Origin of the sequence: Phyllobacterium sophorae (assembly GCF_003010965.1) — a bacterium.
GTDB lineage: Bacteria > Pseudomonadota > Alphaproteobacteria > Rhizobiales > Rhizobiaceae > Phyllobacterium > Phyllobacterium sophorae.
Genome location: NZ_PGGM01000012.1, coordinates 60,262 through 79,257, shown reverse-complemented (window position 1 = coordinate 79,257; position 18,996 = coordinate 60,262). Strand labels below are relative to the sequence as shown.

General features: G+C 56.5%; 21 protein-coding genes. 6 read left to right on the top strand and 15 right to left on the bottom strand.

Annotated features, from left to right (window positions below; genetic code table 11):
- Positions 1-242: 242 nt before the first annotated feature.
- Positions 243-878 (top strand): hypothetical protein, encoded by a 636-nt coding sequence (locus CU103_RS22215; RefSeq protein WP_106666216.1) that lies wholly within the window; start codon positions 243-245, stop codon positions 876-878.
- Between the two features lie 285 nt (positions 879-1,163).
- Positions 1,164-1,463, top strand: a complete 300-nt coding sequence (locus CU103_RS22210) for a hypothetical protein (protein ID WP_106666334.1) — start codon at positions 1,164-1,166, stop codon at positions 1,461-1,463.
- Positions 1,464-1,694: 231 nt separating this feature from the next.
- Here CU103_RS22210 and dhaK read toward each other — a convergent pair whose 3' ends face one another.
- The 14 genes from dhaK to CU103_RS22135 form a co-directional block, all read right to left on the bottom strand.
- On the bottom strand, positions 1,695-2,732 hold the full coding sequence (gene dhaK, locus CU103_RS22205) for a dihydroxyacetone kinase subunit DhaK (protein ID WP_106666215.1): 1,038 nt from the start codon (positions 2,730-2,732) through the stop codon (positions 1,695-1,697).
- A gap of 146 nt (positions 2,733-2,878) precedes the next feature.
- Positions 2,879-3,289 (bottom strand): hypothetical protein, encoded by a 411-nt coding sequence (locus CU103_RS22200; protein ID WP_106666214.1) that lies wholly within the window; start codon positions 3,287-3,289, stop codon positions 2,879-2,881.
- A gap of 1 nt (position 3,290) precedes the next feature.
- Complete coding sequence (locus CU103_RS22195; protein ID WP_106666213.1) at positions 3,291-4,907, bottom strand: putative PEP-binding protein; 1,617 nt, start codon at positions 4,905-4,907, stop codon at positions 3,291-3,293.
- The gene (locus CU103_RS22190) at positions 4,891-5,235 is read right to left on the bottom strand and encodes an HPr family phosphocarrier protein (RefSeq protein ID WP_106666212.1); all 345 of its coding nucleotides are present in this window, start codon (positions 5,233-5,235) and stop codon (positions 4,891-4,893) included. Before CU103_RS22190 ends, CU103_RS22195 begins: the two co-directional genes overlap by 17 nt.
- Complete coding sequence (gene dhaM / locus CU103_RS22185; RefSeq protein WP_106666211.1) at positions 5,232-5,633, bottom strand: dihydroxyacetone kinase phosphoryl donor subunit DhaM; 402 nt, start codon at positions 5,631-5,633, stop codon at positions 5,232-5,234. Before dhaM ends, CU103_RS22190 begins: the two co-directional genes overlap by 4 nt.
- Positions 5,630-6,244 (bottom strand): dihydroxyacetone kinase subunit DhaL, encoded by a 615-nt coding sequence (gene dhaL / locus CU103_RS22180; RefSeq protein ID WP_106666210.1) that lies wholly within the window; start codon positions 6,242-6,244, stop codon positions 5,630-5,632. Before dhaL ends, dhaM begins: the two co-directional genes overlap by 4 nt.
- Entirely contained in the window at positions 6,234-7,913 is a 1,680-nt protein-coding gene (locus CU103_RS22175) for a dihydroxyacetone kinase subunit DhaK (RefSeq protein WP_106666209.1), read from the bottom strand. The genes dhaL and CU103_RS22175 overlap by 11 nt, the downstream gene beginning before the upstream one ends.
- A 68-nt stretch (positions 7,914-7,981) precedes the next feature.
- A complete protein-coding gene (locus CU103_RS22170) occupies positions 7,982-8,989 on the bottom strand; it encodes an ABC transporter ATP-binding protein (protein ID WP_106666208.1) in 1,008 nt (335 codons plus the stop codon).
- Positions 8,982-10,079, bottom strand: coding sequence for an ABC transporter ATP-binding protein (locus CU103_RS22165; RefSeq protein WP_106666207.1), 1,098 nt, complete (start codon positions 10,077-10,079; stop codon positions 8,982-8,984). The genes CU103_RS22170 and CU103_RS22165 overlap by 8 nt, the downstream gene beginning before the upstream one ends.
- Positions 10,080-10,082: 3 nt before the next feature.
- A complete protein-coding gene (locus CU103_RS22160) occupies positions 10,083-10,289 on the bottom strand; it encodes a hypothetical protein (RefSeq protein WP_106666206.1) in 207 nt (68 codons plus the stop codon).
- A complete protein-coding gene (locus CU103_RS22155; protein WP_106666205.1) occupies positions 10,286-11,239 on the bottom strand; it encodes a carbohydrate ABC transporter permease in 954 nt (317 codons plus the stop codon). Before CU103_RS22155 ends, CU103_RS22160 begins: the two co-directional genes overlap by 4 nt.
- The gene (locus CU103_RS22150; RefSeq protein WP_210203825.1) at positions 11,236-12,195 is read right to left on the bottom strand and encodes a carbohydrate ABC transporter permease; all 960 of its coding nucleotides are present in this window, start codon (positions 12,193-12,195) and stop codon (positions 11,236-11,238) included. Before CU103_RS22150 ends, CU103_RS22155 begins: the two co-directional genes overlap by 4 nt.
- A gap of 104 nt (positions 12,196-12,299) precedes the next feature.
- Positions 12,300-13,625: an ABC transporter substrate-binding protein gene (locus CU103_RS22145; protein ID WP_106666203.1), complete on the bottom strand. Its 1,326-nt coding sequence runs from the start codon at positions 13,623-13,625 to the stop codon at positions 12,300-12,302.
- Positions 13,626-14,750: 1,125 nt separating this feature from the next.
- A complete protein-coding gene (locus CU103_RS22135) occupies positions 14,751-15,164 on the bottom strand; it encodes a cupin domain-containing protein (protein WP_106666201.1) in 414 nt (137 codons plus the stop codon).
- A 661-nt stretch (positions 15,165-15,825) separates the two neighbouring features.
- On the opposite strand from CU103_RS22135, the gene CU103_RS22130 reads away from it, so the two are divergent.
- The 4 genes from CU103_RS22130 (at position 15,826) to CU103_RS32170 (ending at position 18,552) form a co-directional block, all read left to right on the top strand.
- Positions 15,826-16,389, top strand: coding sequence for an RrF2 family transcriptional regulator (locus tag CU103_RS22130; protein ID WP_106666200.1), 564 nt, complete (start codon positions 15,826-15,828; stop codon positions 16,387-16,389).
- Positions 16,390-16,476: 87 nt separating this feature from the next.
- Entirely contained in the window at positions 16,477-17,682 is a 1,206-nt protein-coding gene (locus tag CU103_RS22125; RefSeq protein ID WP_210203824.1) for an NAD(P)/FAD-dependent oxidoreductase, read from the top strand.
- Between the two features lie 152 nt (positions 17,683-17,834).
- Positions 17,835-18,278 (top strand): nuclear transport factor 2 family protein, encoded by a 444-nt coding sequence (locus CU103_RS22120; protein WP_106666198.1) that lies wholly within the window; start codon positions 17,835-17,837, stop codon positions 18,276-18,278.
- Positions 18,271-18,552 (top strand): hypothetical protein, encoded by a 282-nt coding sequence (locus CU103_RS32170; protein ID WP_245448941.1) that lies wholly within the window; start codon positions 18,271-18,273, stop codon positions 18,550-18,552. Before CU103_RS22120 ends, CU103_RS32170 begins: the two co-directional genes overlap by 8 nt.
- Before the next feature lie 128 nt (positions 18,553-18,680).
- Here the strand turns inward: CU103_RS32170 and CU103_RS31800 are convergent, their stop codons facing one another.
- Positions 18,681-18,845 carry a hypothetical protein gene (locus tag CU103_RS31800; protein ID WP_210203823.1) on the bottom strand — a complete coding sequence of 55 codons (165 nt, stop codon included), beginning with the start codon at positions 18,843-18,845 and terminating at the stop codon, positions 18,681-18,683.
- Positions 18,846-18,996 lie beyond the last annotated feature (151 nt).

The following is an 18,996-nucleotide window of genomic DNA, read 5'->3' as shown; positions in this document are numbered from 1 at the left end:
CCAAACCCTGGCCTTCGCTAGTATTTGTGGTACGTTACAGTCGACAGCCGAATCGTCTTGGGGAAGTATCGTCAGATGAGCAGGATTCAAAAACAAGACATTCGCTCAGTATGGAGACGGTGGCTATACCCCTCCCCCATGAATATGTGATCCGGACTTGGCCTGTTTCAAACCCACGACTGTCTGATCGTCGGGCGTGGGTATGGGCGAGTTGCCGCGCCTTTTTGGAGTTTGGGAGTGTGATGATGATTGCAAGTGGTCGTTTATTGTTTGTAGCCTTGCTTGCCCTCGCGGTAGCGGGATGTGCGCCGGATGCGGCAATCAAGCCGAACGTCGTGTCCTACAACAATCAAGGCTCCATGGCGGCCGGCGCTCCCTCGACCACGGCAACACCGCAACAGACGAAAGGCCGTTACTTCATTGAGTTCCGCTCCCGCTATGCCCTCACCTACGGCCACACCTACGTGATTTTTGGGCGCGTGGACCAGGCGGGCCAGATGATCGATCGCGAAGTGGCCGGCCTTGCCCCGGCTTCGAATAGTGCCGTACCTTATGTTCTGGGCCACTACATACCCGTGCCGGCGGAAACTGGGGAGAGCGACGGTGATCTGGATGACAGGTTCAGGTCGGCGAGCTGGCGCGTTATGCTGAGCGAACCCGAATACAACAAAGTCGTTGCCTACATCCGCGACCTAAAGGCCCGCTCCCATTTTTGGCAAGCCACAGTCAACAACTGCAATGCCTTCGTTGGGAACATTGCGCGCTCCATGGGGTATAAGACGCCCGGCATCTGGCTCCGTCCCCAACAATATGTAACCAAGCTTCGAGAGATGAATGGCGGGCCAAATGCGATCGGCTACACCGGGCCTGCAGGTTAGGCTTTGACAGTGTCCAAACATCGATCCTTGGGCAAAATCCCGGCAGTGACCCTCGCGCGGCTTTGATCCATCTATCCTGAAGCATCACCGTTGGAGCGATGGAGCCCGCTGTGTGAGTAGGAGCCACAACGCGGAAGACGTCCAAGCTCATAGTTGCATCGTCTTCAGTGGATGAAAGGACTATACTGCAAAGTCGGTCAGCAGGACCGGAACCTTTGGTTCGGATCGATGCTCTCCAGAATGCACGTTCACACAATGCACGGCTATGCAGAGGGGGTATCTATCATGGATGTCGTTGTAAGAACTTATTCAGGTAAGGGCTCGAAAGAGCTGTTTTCGCTGCTGGAAGAGAAAAAGTCAGACGTTGAAAAGGCCATGCGCTCAGTCAAAGGCTTTGTGAGTTACACCCTGGCACGCAGTAATGAGAGCGATGGTGGCCTGTCGATGACCGTATGTCAGGACAAGGCCGGTACGGAAGAGAGTGTCCGAATTGCCAAGGAGTGGATTTCAAAAAATGCAGCACACATTGGTGTGGATGCGCCAAAGGTATCTTCGGGGACGATAATCATTCACGCCACCAAATAGTTATTTTCTATGATCTTGCCCGGCAGGCACTTTTCGCGTGCCGGGTTTTTCTGTTCGGTTCTGATTTGTATGCTTGCCAGTCTTTATCAGCCCTCTTCTTTACAATAGGCGACGGCCGCATTTCAGCCGATGTCTGCTGCTCGTGCGGACACCCGTTTCACTCTTGCATCCAAAGCGTGAATTCTTCGCACGAGGGCCACTCAAAAGGTATTCGGCCCACATCCATCCATCTTAGCTCAAATGAACGTCCTCTGTTCCAAAGTTCGTTGGGTCATGACGGAGCCACCGCAATGCAGCCGTCAAAACAGGTGCATCCCAAAGGTGCAATGTCTCCTCATCAAGGAGCGACAAGGTGACGGAGAGACCGGCCATATCCAGCGAGGTCACGTAGGTTCCAACGAGAGATCTTGCGATCCGGATGCCGCTGGCTTCAAACAAGCGGCGGGCGACATTGTAGATGAGGTAGAGCTCTGGAGTCGGGGTTCCCCCAAAGCCATTGACCAAAAGCAATGCCTGGTCGCTGTTGTGTTGCCCCATATCTGCAAGTATGGCGTTGCAGATCATGCTGGCGATTGTGTCCGCATCAGCGATCTTCTGGCGGTAAAGTCCAGGTTCGCCATGGATCCCCACCCCGACCTCCATCTCATCCGGTTCCAGGGTAAAGGTGGCACGCGCCGTGTCGGGAACGGTAACGCCACTGAGTGCTACGCCCATGGTACGAATTTGCGTACTCAGCCGGTCACCCAGCGCCTTTAGCCCGGCGAGATCCGATCCGGCCTCGGCGGCTGCTCCAAGCATCTTCTCGACGATGAGCGTTCCAGCAACGCCTCGACGACCGGTTCTGCGCGCCGCGCCCTGCGCAGCAACATCGTCGCTCACGATGACCGTCTCAATCCGGTGGCGCCCCGACACCGTTTCAGCGGCCATTTCGAAATTCATGACATCACCGTCATAGTTCTTGACGATCAACAGACACCCTGCTCCGGTGTCGGTTTCTGCTATGGCGGCAATGACCTGATCAGGATTTGGCGAGGTAAAGATGTGACCGGTGCAGGCAGCGTCAAGCATGCCGTGTCCGACGAAGCCGACATGCATTGGCTCATGCCCCGCCCCTCCGCCCGATATGATTGCAACCTTTCCGGGAGCAAGATGACGGCGCCGAACAAATTTCCGGCCTGCACCGAACATGACCATCGAGTCATGGGCCGAAACGAAACCTTCGAGACTTTCGGCAACCATTGACGCGGCCCCGTTCATGAACTTTTTCATCCCGCCCCTCCCGCGCCAGCGTCCTTATCCAACCGCAACGTCTTGCTGCGGCGCGAGTCGAGGCAAGATGATTGCCTTTCCATCTGGTCGAGTTCCTTACCCCTCTGTCTGGTGCATGATCTTACCACCATCGCGAGGATCATGTGCTAATCTGTATTTCCCAACAGCGTTGCGATTTTCTGGACAAAATCTGTAATTGCCTCGTCTAACAGGCGATTTTTCTTGTCGTCTCCGAGATCCGGAACCATCAGTGATAGTGACCTCAATCCTTCGGAACTGCCAAATTCCGGCAATTTTCCCGGATGCGCAGCATGGTAGGCCTCGACAAAACGATCCTGTTCAACCGGACTAAAGTGGCAAACCCTGAAAATCGTCGCGAGATGCCGCGCCGGTAGGGGCGTGGCATAGGCCGGACTTGTAATCTGGGTAACGAAACTCCGGTGCTTGCCGAGTGCCGCCGCCAGGCGTTGACGTGTTCCGGAAGGACGATTGTCAATGATCTGAGCCAGGATAGCCTTGTAGGAAATAATGGCGTCTTCCATGGGTTCCCGTGCCATCCTATTTGTCCACTGCCATCGTTCCATCCGCGTTGAATTGCGCAATCTGTGATCTCACTGCGACCAGTTGCACCGGCGCCAGCGAGAAATGCCGCAATCCGCAGCCCAATAGGCCAGGAATGCACTCCGGGTCGCCCGCCATATCACCGCAGACACTGACGGGCGTTTCTAAGTTTGCCGCGATCTGCAAGCTGTGTGCGAGCAGTCTGAAGATTGCAGGAGCGGCATGGGTGTAAATATCGGCGACGGCGGCATTGTCGCGCGCGGCAGCGGTCAGATACTGCGCGAGATCATTGGTTCCGAAGGAGAAGAAATCCGCCGCGCCGAATGTATCCAGCATGAGGGCGGTCGCGGGAACCTCGACCATGATCCCTATCGGCGGGATACGATGGTTAACCCGGCACCGTTCCAAGAGGGTGGATTCCTCCCTGAATATCGTGACCGTTCTTTCGAGTTCCGAAGGCAACGTCACCATCGGCAGCATTACCTTCAGCTTACCGTGAATGGCGGACCGCAGCAACGCGCGCGCCTGGATGCGCAGGATCTCTGGCCGGGCAAGCAAAAGACGGATACCACGCAAGCCGAGAAACGATGTCCAATCGCCTTTGTCAGCGCTGGGAACCGGCTTGTCACCACCTAGATCGAGCAAGCGAATGGTGACAGGCTTTTGTCCGGCCCACTCCAGGACTTGGCGGTAGATGCCGTATTGCCTGTCTTCGTTAGCGATATCGGCAGCTGATGACATCAAGAACTCGGTGCGCAGCAACCCGATCCCTGCAATTCCCGCATGATCAACACCGATCAGATCAGAAAGATCATTGACGTTGATCGAGAGACTGATCTTTGCACCATCGGCGGTTCGCACTGCGGTCGGGCAAGGTCGTTCTCCCTCGTCTGCGCTTTGGCGCATGGACAACGGCGTCAATAGCGCCTGCCGTAGCTCTTCATCGGAAGGATGTAAAACGACGCAACCCGAGCCTCCATCGAGCAAAAGCTGCGTTTTCCCGGCGATGTTGAAGGTGCCGGTCCCAATGACCATGGGAACCGATTTGGCGCGGGCAAGCATGGAGACGTGGCTTGCGGCGCTCCCCTTGAACAGGACGACTCCACCGCCGGCCGACCAGTCATGGGCAAGGAAAAGGCTCGGCGAGATGTCTTTGCCCACGAACACCGTCCCTGCCGGGAAATCCGCGACCGATTTTCCTGTCATGGCCGCGAGCACACGGTTCTTGATGTCGATGACGTCGGCTGCCCGTGCGCGGACGTCATCGTTGTCCGATTGTTCAAAGCCGGCGATGTAATCATCAAGAGCCGTCACCCAGGCAAGAGCTGCGCCATCTCCGCTACCAATACGCCCGGCAGCCATTTCGGTGATCTCGGGATCAAGGAGCATTTCGATCTGGAACTCGAGGAACGCAGCACTTTCCGCCGGGGATCGTGCAGCAAGCGCACGCAGGGCGGCGATGGAAACCTGGACCGCGTCCAAAAGGATGGCACGTTCAGCGGAAGGATTGGTTTGAGACGAGAACATTGCTTCGGTCTCAACCGCCAGGTGAATCTGCCCAAAAGCCGTACCCGGCGACGTTCCCTGCCCTTGCAGTCTAAACATTTCGGCCATGGAGTTTGCCCTCGTCGAAATTGTGCTCGACCAGTTCTTTCAATGCTGCAATTGCTTCTGCTGCACGGATTCCGTCAGCGCGAATTTTCAGGACGGAACCTTTTCGAATTTTGGCACCCATGACCTTGACGATGCTTTTGCCATTCAACCAGACGCTGCTTCCGTTCACCTCAATTTCAATCGTGCAGGGAAAGGTCTTGGCTAAACGGGTGAAAATTACGGAAGGCCGGGCATGCAGCCCGATCCCATGGATGACTTCGATTTCCGTCTGCCACTGCTTCGTCACGTGATCCTTCTCCTGCGGCCTCGCGTCCTGCTTGTTGCTCATAAGGGCGAGAGTTCCTCTGCCGTAGCGACCACCTTTGCAAGTGGAGCCCCGCCGGAGGCTTCGGCAGCAGCAATGACCGCTCCCTCCACGAGAGGCGCATTGCAAATGGCAACGAGACTGGAGCGCGGTTCGCCCAGCATTTCGATTGCCATTTCGCTATTTGTCTCCGCACCGCCAAGATCGACGAACACGGCAACACCATGATCGGACCATGCCGCCTCGATGGCCGCAAGAATGCCCGCGGCATTGGTGCCGAGACCGCCTTCAGCATTGCCTCCGCACCATGAAAGCGGCACGCCGTCACCGACCATCTGGCGCACCATATCGGCAGTGCCTTTGGCGACAAGCGGTGAATGCGAGACAATCACAATTCCCACATTTGCAATCTTGCCTTTCATGCCGGATGGTACTCCTTCAGGTAGCGGCAAATGGCCGTGGTCAGGAGGGCGCAGCTCGAGGCCCCCGGATCGATATGGCCAATGGAACGATCCCCTAGAAAGGAAGCGCGCCCGCGCATCGCCTTCATACCAGCGGTCAGTTGCGCGGACTGCTGCGCCCTTTCAGCGATATGGACGAGAGCAGACTGCCTTACCATTTCGCTGTGGACAGGGTAAAGCACGTCGAGCAATGTTTTGTCCCCTGCCTGAGCGCGGCCGCGCTTTGCCACTGCTTCGATTGCCTCTCCAACAATATTGGCGAAATCTGCGCCGTTTTGCCGGGCGCCGAGCCGCCGTCCTATCTCGATCAGCAGTGTTCCATAAAGCGGCCCGGACGCACCGCCAACGCTCATGACGAGCATCGTGCCGATCGTCTCGAGCGCCTGCGGCAACGGCAGTGCGCCCAATCTTTCCCTATCAAGATAGACTGCATCGCAACCGCGCCGCATATTGGTGCCGTGATCACCGTCGCCGATCGCACGATCGAGTTCACAAAGATCATCGGCATGAGACGCAATCACCTCGTGGCATGTCTCGATCAACCCAAGGATGAGCGCACGATTAATCTGCAACGACTGTCGCCTCCCCGCGTGCAACCTGGCTTGAAATCACGTTTGCCGCAATCTCGAAAGCTGCTGCCACGGCCACAGCGCCCGGATCAGGAACCCCAACGAGGTCCCTTGCACCGACATAGGACGCGCGACCTGCTTTTGCTGTGGTCATTGCGCTCGTGGCGTCGGCACCAGCGCGGGCAGCTCGGGCTGCTTGCGAAAGCCCGCTTGCTGCCAGGGATCGCAATGCTGGTTCAAGGGCGTCCACCATGGTTCTGTCACCCGGCTTTGCCCCGCCGTAAAACGTCATACGCTCAAGACCTGCAAGCAGCGCGCTTGATAGAATTCCCGTCCCAGCCATCGATTTTGCTGCGGCCGTGAAAAATATGGAGAGCAGAACACCGCTTGAACCGCCCATGCTGGTTGCAAGAATTCTGCCGACCGCCGCAAGCGTCGCCGGTGTGTCAGCCAGAGGCAATGATCGGATCTGCGCAAGAATACCACGTGCCCCTGCAGCAACGGTCGATCCTGTATCGCCATCACCAGCGCGCGCGTCGAGACGATTGAGTTCCACTTCCAGCGAAACCAGATGCTCGCAAATGGCGGCCACCATCTTTTCAGTGAGCGGATTTTGACTGGCCGCGGCAACGGCCTCTCCCACCGGCGCCCGTGGTAGCGGAAGAATGTTTATGCTGTGGCACGGCACCGGGGAAACCCAGGCGTGGGGTTCCACGGAGGAGGCAAGTGCTGCCTCACGTTCCATATCGAGGCGAATAAGCGACAGCGAAAAGCCATTCATGTTGAGCGCTGTCATCATCGGCGAAGGGCCGATGATGAGCTTCACCCGATCGGCAAGTGACGAGGAAAGAACATCCCGGGCAATGAGGCTCATTTCCAGCGGCGGTACGGCCCCCAGGTTGTTGATCAACAGCGCATATTCGCCAGTAACCGGCAGCGACGCCGCAAGCCGTTCGGCCATGATCGCGACAATCTTGCCGGCCTCCTGTATCTGGACACGTTCCACGCCCGGTTCGCCGTGAATACCAAGCCCAAGTTCCCCCTCATCGAGGCCGAGACGTTGCTCATGCTCCTGTCCTGGTATCGAGCAGGTGGACAGCGAAACCCCCAGCGACACAATGTCAGCGGCCGCCGACGCGGCAAAGGCTGCAACATCTCCAAGACTATCGCCTCGTTCGGCGCGAAAACCTGCGATTTTGTGAATGAACAATGTACCCGCGACGCCGCGCGGCTGGGCAAGGTCTGGAAGGGCGATGTCGTCCGCGACGATGACCATTTCCACCTTGAAGCCTTCGGCGCGCGCGCGTTCGGCGGCCAGCCCGAAATTCAGCCGATCCCCGGTGTAGTTCTTGACGATCAGCAGGCACCCTTTTGGCCCTGTGACCGCACGGATTGCCGTCAGGACAGCATCAACACTCGGTGAGGCAAAAATCTCACCCGACACAGCGGCCGTGAGCATACCCTTTCCGACAAAGCCGGCATGGGAAGGTTCATGCCCCGCTCCGCCGCCCGATATGAGGGCAACGCTGGACTTGTCCCAGTCGGCACGCAGGATGACCTTGATGTCGGGATAGCTGTCGAGCCGCGCAAGCATTCCTGGACGGCTTGTCAGCAAGAGACCATCAAGCGCCTCGGTGACGATATTTTCCCTGCGATTGAAGAAGTGTTTCATCTGCATCTTCCAGTCTTTGCCTTGTTTTGCGTGGTTCAACAAAATGCGATCGATCGGGGACGACCCAGTCAGTACACCCGGTTTCCATCAGTTCCAAAATAAAGAGGATTTCTGAGTGCCAGGCCAATCTTGTCGCCCTGCCTGACGGGAAGGTAGGGATTGGCGAGGGTGACGAGTTTGCAGTCACCAACGCGGATGTGCAGATGATTCTGGTCTCCCAAATGTTCGACCCAATCGACTTGCGCGTTTGCATCACCACCGATGGAGATCTCCAGGTGTTCAGTGCGCGCTCCAACCGTCCGGGTAGCAGCCGGCGTCCTGCTGTCGGGCAGCAAATTGGCCGGAAAAAGATTGATGTGCGGCTGTCCAAGGCGCGAAGCAACGTGAACATTGGCCGGGTTGCTATAGATCTCGCGCGGCGTTCCAATCTGTACCAGCCGTCCATCGGCAAGAATGCCGATGCGATCAGCCATGGTCATGGCTTCGATCTGATCGTGCGTCACGTAGAGGATCGTTGAGCCGAGCTCCTTTTGAATGCGTTTCAGTTCCAGCCGCAGTTCGGCACGGAGCTTGGCATCGAGCGAGGAAAGCGGCTCGTCCATGAGATAGATCGCCGGCCGCCGCACCAGTGCCCTGCCGATGGCCACGCGCTGCATCTCGCCACCCGAAAGACGGGTCGAACGATTATCGAGCTTGTGCTCGATGCGCACCATACGCGCCACCTCCCGGACGCGCCGGTCGATCTCATCCTTGCCGAGACGGCGTGCCGGCGAGCGGAGCGGAAAGGCGAGGTTTTCATACACGGACAAATGCGGATAGAGTGAATATTGCTGGAAAACAAAGGCCACGTCGCGCCCGGCCGGCGCTTCTCTTGCCACATCGTATCCGCCAATTATGATGCGCCCGCTATCGGGCCGTTCCAGCCCGGCAATCAGACGCAGCGTGGTGGTTTTGCCGGCACCGGTGGGACCAAGCAGGACGACGCATTCACCATCGGCGATGGCCAGGTCCAGATCGCAAACGGCACGCGATTCACCAAAATTCTTGTTGATGCCTTTCAGGACGACTTCAGCCATGATGATGCTCCGCATAGCGGGATGACGCAACGGCCCTGCCCGACTCGCAGTCAAAGACGGATAGTTTTTCGTAGTTGAGTTCAAGTCCGACGGTTTCGCCGATGCGGAAGTTCTGATCGGCTGGAACCCGCGCCTTGACCAGTCCTTTTGCCATTTCCACGGCAACAATCTGGTTTGTGCCGTGATATTCGCTGGCATAGACGCAACCACGCAAGGAGGAGGCGTCGCTGAAGCGGATATCCTCGGGACGCACGCCAAGCGCAAGCTCGCCCTGCGCCAGATCCTGCTGGATTTCCGGTACGGGGATATCCACGCCGTCGAGGGAAACCGAGCGCGTTCCCTTTCGCAAACCAGAAGTAAACCGTAAAAAGTTCATTGGCGGTGAACCGATGAAATCGGCGACATACATGGTCGCGGGCCGATTGTAGATTTCCTGTGGCGTGCCGAATTGTTCGATAACGCCATGATTCATCACCGCGATCTTGTCGGCCATGGCCATCGCCTCCATCTGGTCATGGGTGACATAGACGGTGGTAGCATGGATCCGGTTATGCAGTTCGCGCAGTTCCCGCACCATCAGATCGCGAAACTCCGCATCCAGCGTGCCAAGGGGTTCGTCCATCAAAAAGCACTTCGGCCGGCGCACGATCGCTCTTCCCAGCGCCACACGCTGGCGGTCTCCGCCAGCCAGACCGGATACAGACCTGTCAAGTATATGATCGATCTGCAGCAGCCTTGCCGTCTCTTCGACGCGGGAGCGAATCTCGGTTTTCGCCACGCCTTGGGCAAGGAGCGGAAAGCCGATATTCCTGCGCACGCTCATGTGCGGATAGAGCGCGAAGAGCTGAAAGACAAAGGCGATGTCCCGCTCTCTGGCACGGTTGAATGTGACGTCTTCGCCTGCAAGGAAGATCTTGCCGCTGGTCGGCAGCTCGAGACCCGCAATCATGCGCAACGTTGTTGTCTTGCCGCAACCGGACGGGCCAAGAAGGGCCAGGAATTCTCCGTCGCGAACGACGAAACTCGAATCCTCAACCGCGCTGAAACTACCAAATTCCTTGCGCAGATTTTCTATTCTGATCTCTGCCATCGCCTACTCCGGGAACTTCGACACAATGATGAAAAGAACGGTACCAATCAGGAGCGTGACCAGCGACCAGGTGTAAAGGATCAGCAGGAAAGGCTGGAACAACATCACGAATCCGAGGCCGATGAGGCCGGTTGCAACATTTTCCATCGGACCGCGTCTGAGAAAGAACGCCCGTTTCGGCTTCAAGTGGAGCGGTGATTGTGGCGTCATTTGCGTACAGCTCCAAAGGTGATACCGCGCAACAGCTGCTTGCGCAGAAGAACCGTGAACACCAGGATGGGTACGACGAAGATCGTGGTTCCAGCGGCAACCGCCGGCCAGTCCTGCCCGCCCTCCCCAATGATTGTTGGGATAAAGGGTGGAGCAGTCTGGGCCGCACCCGAGGTCAAAAGCACCGCGAAGGCATATTCATTCCAGGCAAAGATCAGACAGAAGATGGCCGTAGCGGCAATGCCGGTGGTCGCCTGCGGCAGGACAACCTTGAAAAAGGCCTGCATGCGCGTATAGCCATCGATCATGGCCGCCTCTTCATACTCCCGCGGAATTTCGTCGATGAAGCCTTTCAGGAGCCAAACGGCAAGTGAAACATTGACCGCCGTATAGAGAAGTATCATGCCCAGCGCAGTGTCTGATAAACCGAGCTCGCGATACATCAGATAGATCGGGATCGCGACGGCTATGGGCGGCATCATGCGTGTCGAGAGAATGAAGAACAGCAGATCCTCGGCTAGCGGAACCTTGAAACGCGAAAATCCGTAAGCGGCGAAGGTACCGAGAGAAACGGCAAGAAATGTCGAGCCGAAAGCAATCACCAGTGAGTTCTGAAAACGCGGCCAGTAGTTCGAGGGCCCCGCGATGACCATATTGCGGCTTCGCGTGATCTCATCACAGGTGCTTGTTGGTGCACCAAGCGAAGCGATGTAATCGGAAGTCTGACGCGTGCGGGTGGTGAAAAGGTTGCAATAGCCTTCAAGTGTTGGCTGAAAAACAACTTTCGGCGGGTAGCTGATTGAATCAGGCGGTGATTTGAAGCTCGTCATCACAATCCAGACAAGGGGAACCATGGTGATGAGGGCATAGGCGATGACGATTGTAGCGGCGATACGCTTTGACGTAGCGCCCGGCGCAACGACCGAATGGGCAGAATTGACGGAACTCATCGCTGTTTCACCTTGTTGAGGGCTTTCACATAGATGTTGGCGAGACCAAACACCGCGACAAACAGAATGATGGCAAAGGCAGATGCCCTGCCGGTGCGCCAGCTTTCGAACGCCTCCCGCTTCAACGTGATGGAAGCGACTTCGGTTGTCGAACCCGGACCGCCCCCGGTGAGGAGGGTGACCATGTCGAACATCTTGAAGTTTTCAATGCCGCGGAAGAGCACCGCCAGCATGATGAAAGGAAGCGCCATTGGCAGAGTGATAGACCAGAACTGGCGCCAGAGCGATGCTCGGTCTACTTCGGCAGCCTCGTAGATGTAATCGGGGATGGACCGCAGACCTGCAAGGCAGATCAGCATGACATAGGGCGTCCACATCCATGTATCGACGATGATGATGGCCCAGGGCGACAACGGCACCGAACCGAGCATTTCGAACGAAGACGGCGGGATACCCGTGACAAAAGAGACGATGTAATTGAAGAGGCCAATCTGCGGCTGATACAAGAACCGCCAGAAATTGCCGACCACGGCCGGCGACAACATCATCGGCACCAGGATGATGGTGGTCCACAAGGCATGACCCCGGAATTTCCGGTCGATCAGGTAGGCAAGAGAAAACCCGATCAGCGTCTGCAGCAGGATTGTCCAGAAGACGAAATGAGCCGTTGTCTGCATGGCCTGCCAGATATTCGGATCATTCAGCACCCGGCTGTAGTTGCTCAGGCCAACGCCTTCGATAGGTGCGTTGGGCCGATTTGCCCTGAAGTTCGTGAATGAGAGATAGACGGCCCAAATTAGCGGGAAGATATTGACGGCCAACAGCAAGACAATCGTCGGCGCAATAAACAGCCACGCCATGGCCCGATCAGATATGCCGCGAATTCTGGTAGCGATGGGTGCCGGCGTAGCACGGGCAACCCCCTCACCCAAAATGGAGGAACTTGTATCGGTCACAGACTTCACCTGGGTTTTAGAGCGTAGCATTCGAAAGTACTGCCCGGTACGTTTTTCGGATCCGGGCAGTCATTTCAGCACGGGTCACCTAAAGCACCGAAGCTCTAGAGCTTCCCATCGTCCTTGAAGACCTCCGTCCAGTCCTTGACCAGCCCGTCAAGCGCCTCTTTGGCCGTGCCCTTGTCTGCAACGACGTAATCGTGGAGGCGCTTTTGCATGGCCTGCAGAAGAATAGCATAGGACGGTTCTTGCCAGAAATCCTGAACCTGATTCATGGCAACCAGGAAGTCGGCTGCAAATGGCTGGCTCTCGGTGAAGGTCGGATCGGTCAAGACGGCCTTGTGTACGGCATAACCGCCGAGCGACCACCACTTTTTCTGAACGTCCGGCTGGGCGAACCATTTGATATAGGCAAGCGCGCCTTGCATGTTGTCCGTATTGGCAACGACGGAAATTCCCTGTCCGCCCAGTGTCGACGCTGCGACCTTTTCCTTGGGATTGACGAAGAACCCGATCTTGTCGCCGCCGACCTTCTCGTCCTTGTAAAGGCCCGGGAAGAACGCAAACCAGTTCATCGCCATCGCCACTTGTCCCGATTTGAATGCATCGAGGCTTTCGCCCATATAGGCATCCGTATATCCGGGCGGCGTGCAGCATTTATAAAGGGCTTTGTACGCCTCAAGGCCGGCGACCGCGTCAGGTGAGTTGACCGCGCCTTCCATGTCGTATTTACCCGGCGTATTTTCATACTTGAAGCCATAGGGGTAGAGCGCCCCTGTTGCGCCCATGGTAATGCCTTCCGAAGCACGTTCGGTAAAGATCGCGGCACCATAGACCTTCTTGCCGTCTATTTCGCGCCCATTGAAGAATTCCGCGACCTGTTTCAGTTCATCCCAGGTCGCTGGTGCTGCCAGGTCGCGGGCGTACTTCTGCTTGAATTCGCTTTGTATTTCGGGCTTGGCAAACCAGTCCTTGCGGTAGAACCAGGCGTTGGCATCGCCCATTGCCGGAAGCGCCCAATAGTTGGGCGTGCCCTTCGGCCAGGTCGCATAGGCGTTGACCGCGGCGTCCGCAAAATCGCTCATCTTGATCCCTTCCTTGTCGAAGAAATCATTGAGCTTTACATAATAGCCGTTTTCGGCTGACCCACCGAGCCATTGGCTGTCGCCAATGAGAAGGTCGCAGAGCTTTCCCCCGGAGTTGAGTTCGTTGAGGATGCGATCGGCGAAATTTGGCCACGGCACGAACTCGAACTTCATCGCCGTACCGCTGTGGGTCGTGAAATCTTTTGAAAGCTCAACGAGAGCATTGGCCGGATCCCACGCCGCCCAGCATAAAGTGAGTTCGTCGGCTTTTGCCAAACTCGGCGCAGCCGTGAACAGCACAAGTGCCGATGTCGCCCCAAGCAGGGCTTGCTTTATCGTCTGCATGCATTCCTCCCAGATACATAAGCGACACCGCGCCGCTCTCAAAAATCTCGCTTGTTCCCTCGATACTCCCCATGATCTCTCTCCATCATGTTGAGTAATTGTGTTAAGTAATATCTATTTTACTCAACATTTCAAGTGTGAATCGTTGCTGCACTGCACAGCGAAAAAACTGGACAGTGCAGTCACAAGAAACGGGCTGTCAGCCCACCGATGCCCGCCTGCACAAGCCGATTATGACCTGCCAAACGTCCCGGTTTTGCCGATATTGTCAGGAGATTTCCGAAAATATCCTGGGACAATTCGGCCGGAGCGACGGACCGGCGCCAATGGCTACGCACCCGACACCGCTTATGGACACGGCCTCATCGCCGCGCCGGACAGCTTCACGTTTTTGATCAGCCCATGCGCCATGATAGCGCATCGATATGGACCGGGCATATCGCGCCATTGAGGCTTTGAAGAGTCCTGGAGAGCGGCTTTGGTCTGCCCGCAACGCACTGGAACATGGGGGAGCCGCAACGTTCTCGCGCATCAGATCGAAAGTGGTCTTGATCGACGACAACGCAAAGCACGGACCAACTTCGCGCGGACACTGCCTGCCTGCGCCACAGTCTGACTTGGCCCAAGAAGCAATCAAAGATCCCTAACTTCGATTTTCTCGCGCTTGGCCCAGCAATGTCCGAGCGCGAAATCGAGAAAGGCCTATTTGAGCATTCTTGCGCTCTTGATTCCTGAGCTCTGTAAGGGCTTTGCATTCGTGGGTAGCCAGCATCGCATTGAAGTTGGTGGCCAGGACCTACGATCTGGATCTTCTGATGATTTCCGGTAGCGCTGCTTCATCGTTGTCGAGCTCAAGATCGGGGAATCAATTCGGAATTCGCGGGCGGTATGAATTTTTATCTTTCGGCGCGCGATAATCAGCCCCGGCCCGAGTCGGATGCTCCCGGCCTCGGGAGGTAAAGGCAAGAATTAGGGTCAATACGCACTTCGCGATTCAACAGAGCGATGGGCGTTGGGGAATAGAGGCTCTCTGGTCTCCACCCCCGAGCCGCAGCGAGTATCAGAATGTATGGCCAATACAGCGTCCCAAATCTGTCGATGTTGCAGGTCACGGTGGGCTCGCCGTTACTTTCTTAAGGTGACACTTTCGGCGCCTTGCTCGATCTGATCTATGACAAGCAGTTTAACCGGCTCAGTGCCATTGTTTGCTCCCTTGTGCCATTGAGACAGCGATTCGACCACGAATTCGCCTTGCTTAAACGTACTGTTCTTTCCAGACTCGAGATTGTTGACGCTAAGCGTTCCGGAGAGAACGTACGCATAACGTTGATAATGGTGCTGATGTACGGGCAACTCTGCGCCAGGCGGGATATCGTACATCGACACAATGACCTCGACGTTTTTTTGCGGGAGTTGAACAGGTTGATCAGCTATCGTCCGTGTCGTTTTGAAAACCGGGGTGACCGTGACTGTACTGTCCAACGCTTGTGCGGGGAACGCCATGAGTGTGAAAGCAATTGCGATCAAGATTTTGTACATTCGAGTATCCTCCCGTTCAAATGATCTGCTGCAATTAGCAGAGCACTGAGTGGATGCAAATCCGGATGACTTCAGTGCGGCACCCGTTCTTGAGACATTGCGATTTTTCAGAACAAGATCTCGAACATCTACACAGAAATGCAATGATGCCTCACAACGCCCGGGGTTAATATTCCTCGCCTTGAAAGGAACCGAGCCGCAGTCCCATTCAATGCAGATTTCCCAGGTGCGGGTCCAGAGGAGGCTTTATGCGACATTCGGAGCACGGATCGGGGACAGCGACTACGCCGCAATTTTGCTTCCCGACATGACGATTCCAACCGGGGCGGCGATCCAGGATAAAGCGTTGCCCTAGCTCCTATGTCGCCCGGGGAGGCGAAAGAAACGTATGAAATCTCGCTGTCCAACAAACGTGCAATAGACTATGCAAAAAGGTGCCCCGCGACGTCGTCTTTCCAAAGTCGCCCCACATCCCAACAATCCGGCGGTGCCGCAGTGTACGCGGGAAGAGCAGTCACTCGCCAGGATTGATTGCGCCAGGAGGAACGGAAACTCGCCTTGCTCCTATTTTTCCACCTCCATTTTCAAGCGGGATATTATGGCCGCGTGATTGCGATAAAAGTCCTTGCGAATTATAACACAGACTAATATAGTCTGCGTTATGGCACATCTCGGAACCGGCGTTGAGTACGCTCTTCACTGCTTATTGTTGCTCGATCAGCCGCTTGCCCAACCCGCAAGCAGCCGTGACCTTGCCGAACTACAGGGGGTATCGCCATCCTTTCTTGCCAAGATATTCCCGAAACTGGAAAAGGCCGGGATCGTCGCCGCTTCGGAAGGCATTCGCGGCGGCTACAAGCTGGCGCGAGATTCCAAGGAAATCACGGTACTCGAAGTTATTGACGCCGTTGAGGGCAGAAAACCACTGTTTGACTGTCAGGACATCCGCGGGCGCTGCGCCCTCTTCAAAGACAAGCCGCCAGCCTGGATGACGAGCGGTGTCTGCAGTATTCACGCCGTCATGCTGCGCGCAGAAAAGACCCTGCGTGACGAACTTGCCCGCACCACGATACGCGATCTGACGAAAGGGGTCGCGCGCAAGGCCCCGGACGGCTTCGCCGAACAACTCCAAACGTGGTTTGCCGATCGGGTCGATACCCGTGAACAAACGCGCGTCGTGGCCCTGAAAAAACCAAAGGCCCGACACCGAAGCGACGAAAACTAAGCCGTCGTTTTTCCATACCCTATGGACACCTAAATCGGCTCCGCCGGAGCCGAAGGCATTCGTGCGCCGATTGAAAGGATAACCATCATGCAACGCATACTCATTATAGGTGCCGGTTTTGCCGGCCTGTGGAGCGCGCTCGCTGCGGCCCGTCGCCTTGAGATTGAGGGCAGCAAAGACGGTGCAATCGAAGTGGCCTTGATTGCGCCAGAGCCGATACTCACGATCCGGCCAAGGCTGTACGAAGCTGCGCCCGACGATATGACTGCTTCGCTGGAGAACCTCTTCGAAGAGACCGGCGTTCGATATATCCAAGGTAGCGTCGAGACGATCCGCGCCAATACGGACGAGGTTGACTATATTAATGCATCCGGTGAACGCCTGACCCTCTCTTATCATCGGCTCGTCATGGCGGCAGGAAGCAAATTGTTTCGTCCTGACATTCCCGGTCTTCGTCAGTACGCCTTCAGTGTCGATCAACGCGACGAAGCTGCCGCTCTCGATGTCCATCTTAAAAATCTGGCACAGCAACCGGCATCGCTGAAGCGCGATACGGTCATTGTTGCCGGTGGTGGTTTCACAGGACTGGAGATCGCAACGGAGCTTCCGGGCCGATTGAAGAAGGTTCTGGGGTCAGACGCCAATATAAGGATCATGATCGTCGAGCGGGCCGACGCGATCGGCCCGGGCCTTGGCAGCGGACCGCGGCCGGTGATCGACAAGGCTCTGTCAGAACTCGGCATCGAATACCGTCTCGGATCAGCGGTGGCCGTGATCAGCGCTGACGGTCTGAAAACTGCCGACGGCGAATATATTGAAGCCGGCACGATCATCTGGACTGCTGGTGTACGCGCCAACGCACTTACGGCGCAGATTTCGGCGGAGCGAGACGAACTCGGACGACTTCGCGTGGACCATGATCTACGTGTGCCGTCTGCGCCCAAAATATTTGCCGCAGGGGATGCCGCTGTGGCGCCCACCGATGATCAAGGCAATCATACATTGATGTCGTGCCAGCATGCGATACCCGCTGGAAAATCCGCGGGTGACAATGCTGCCGCAGATCTGCTGGGCCAGCGTCCAACCCCCTACAGCCAACCCCACTATGTGACTTGCCTCGATCTGGGATCGGCTGGAGCGGTCGTCACCCGGGGCAGGGATCGAAAGATCTGGCTGACAGGAGCCGAGGGTAAAACAATGAAGATGATGATCAATGGTACTCTGATTTATCCACCAGCCGACCGTGACGCTGCATTCGCCGCGGCCGATCCTCAGCAAGCACTCAGCCTGTAGGTGCGCGTATCGATCACAACTTTCTGCAAATTGATCGGGCCATTCACTCTGGGGCCGAGCAGCACGCTCTGCCCGATCAAGGCGTAATCTGGCGGGCCGCAATGATGCGGCTCGCCCTATCTCAACCAATTTTTGCTTCAAGGAGAGCCGCAATGAGCGAGCAAAACAAGCAACTGGTAAGTGATTTTAACGGAACAGCTCTCGCTGGCAGCACGAAGACTTTTTCCCGATATCTTGCCGAAGATTTCCTATGGGATGTGCCGGCAATCTTGCCATGGGGCGGCAAGGGTCTCGGGGCCGAACAATTTGTAACGCAAGTCCTTCCGCGCGTTGCGGCAATGTTTGACTTTGACAGGTTCGGCTATGATTCTTTCACTGCGGACGACACCACGGTGGCCGCATTTGTTTATGCCGGTATCAAAGGCCAAAATGACATCACGAGACTCGCAGAACACTGGACCGTTCGAGACGGTCGTCTTGCAACTTTGCGCGTCTTCTATTTCGATCCCCATCTGGTCATTGACGCCGAAAAGAGACAGAAGCTGAGCAAGGACGTTGCTATGCAACAGGCCAACGGGAGCGACGAACATGTCTAAACTTGTGTTCGGATTTGCCGGCTTCCTGGGTGCGGCAATGTTTGCTAACGGTGTCTTCATGCTGGTGAACCCCGAAGCGTGGTATTTTGCGGTTCCAGGTGTTGCCGCCGCCGGTTTGTTCAACCAGCACTTCATCCGCGACATCGGCCTCATCGAACTATTCATTGGTGCGGCGTATGTGGCGGGTATAGGCAAACCGGACTTGCGGCTGGGCCTTTGGGCAGCGCCAACATTGTGGCTCTCCGCACACGCGATCTTCATTTATGGGAAGTAGCCGTGGGTATCTGCGCGCCATCTGTCATTCCTCGAGATTTCCCGGCGGTCTCACTGCCAGCGTTGATCGGCATAGCGGTGACCGCATGGGCTTGGGCCAACAGGAGCGGTCGCGTCGCGCCAAGGGCTCTAGGGAGTTGAACCTGTGGTGGCCGCGTTGGCGCGAATGCCATCGGCCAGTTCGGGCAATCCGATCACCACGTCGATGAACAGATCCCTGGGTTCACGATCATCCGGATCGTCGTCCGCGCCCAAGAAGTGGAAATCCGAACGCTGCACCGGTACGCTGCGCACGCGACACGCCAGAAAGTTTCGACAGTGCATGGAGAAGTGCGGTCTCTCCCGCCGCGTTCGGACCGACGACGGCCGCAATCTGCGATGAGATAGGCACCGTGATCGGATCAGGGCAGAAACAGCGGACGCTGGACAAGGTTACGGATTCGAT

What these genes read in the sequence shown, in the direction of transcription:
- CU103_RS22215 (WP_106666216.1), top strand. Translation starts at nt 243, where the DNA reads ATGATGATTGCAAGTGGTCGTTTATTGTTTGTAGCCTTGCTTGCCCTC.
- CU103_RS22210 (WP_106666334.1), top strand. Translation starts at nt 1,164, where the DNA reads ATGGATGTCGTTGTAAGAACTTATTCAGGTAAGGGCTCGAAAGAGCTG.
- dhaK (WP_106666215.1), bottom strand. Translation starts at nt 2,732, where the DNA reads ATGAAAAAGTTCATGAACGGGGCCGCGTCAATGGTTGCCGAAAGTCTC.
- CU103_RS22200 (WP_106666214.1), bottom strand. Translation starts at nt 3,289, where the DNA reads ATGGCACGGGAACCCATGGAAGACGCCATTATTTCCTACAAGGCTATC.
- CU103_RS22195 (WP_106666213.1), bottom strand. Translation starts at nt 4,907, where the DNA reads ATGGCCGAAATGTTTAGACTGCAAGGGCAGGGAACGTCGCCGGGTACG.
- CU103_RS22190 (WP_106666212.1), bottom strand. Translation starts at nt 5,235, where the DNA reads ATGAGCAACAAGCAGGACGCGAGGCCGCAGGAGAAGGATCACGTGACG.
- dhaM (WP_106666211.1), bottom strand. Translation starts at nt 5,633, where the DNA reads ATGAAAGGCAAGATTGCAAATGTGGGAATTGTGATTGTCTCGCATTCA.
- CU103_RS22175 (WP_106666209.1), bottom strand. Translation starts at nt 7,913, where the DNA reads ATGAAACACTTCTTCAATCGCAGGGAAAATATCGTCACCGAGGCGCTT.
- CU103_RS22170 (WP_106666208.1), bottom strand. Translation starts at nt 8,989, where the DNA reads ATGGCTGAAGTCGTCCTGAAAGGCATCAACAAGAATTTTGGTGAATCG.
- CU103_RS22165 (WP_106666207.1), bottom strand. Translation starts at nt 10,079, where the DNA reads ATGGCAGAGATCAGAATAGAAAATCTGCGCAAGGAATTTGGTAGTTTC.
- CU103_RS22160 (WP_106666206.1), bottom strand. Translation starts at nt 10,289, where the DNA reads ATGACGCCACAATCACCGCTCCACTTGAAGCCGAAACGGGCGTTCTTT.
- CU103_RS22155 (WP_106666205.1), bottom strand. Translation starts at nt 11,239, where the DNA reads ATGAGTTCCGTCAATTCTGCCCATTCGGTCGTTGCGCCGGGCGCTACG.
- CU103_RS22145 (WP_106666203.1), bottom strand. Translation starts at nt 13,625, where the DNA reads ATGCAGACGATAAAGCAAGCCCTGCTTGGGGCGACATCGGCACTTGTG.
- CU103_RS22135 (WP_106666201.1), bottom strand. Translation starts at nt 15,164, where the DNA reads ATGTACAAAATCTTGATCGCAATTGCTTTCACACTCATGGCGTTCCCC.
- CU103_RS22130 (WP_106666200.1), top strand. Translation starts at nt 15,826, where the DNA reads ATGGCACATCTCGGAACCGGCGTTGAGTACGCTCTTCACTGCTTATTG.
- CU103_RS22125 (WP_210203824.1), top strand. Translation starts at nt 16,477, where the DNA reads ATGCAACGCATACTCATTATAGGTGCCGGTTTTGCCGGCCTGTGGAGC.
- CU103_RS22120 (WP_106666198.1), top strand. Translation starts at nt 17,835, where the DNA reads ATGAGCGAGCAAAACAAGCAACTGGTAAGTGATTTTAACGGAACAGCT.
- CU103_RS32170 (WP_245448941.1), top strand. Translation starts at nt 18,271, where the DNA reads ATGTCTAAACTTGTGTTCGGATTTGCCGGCTTCCTGGGTGCGGCAATG.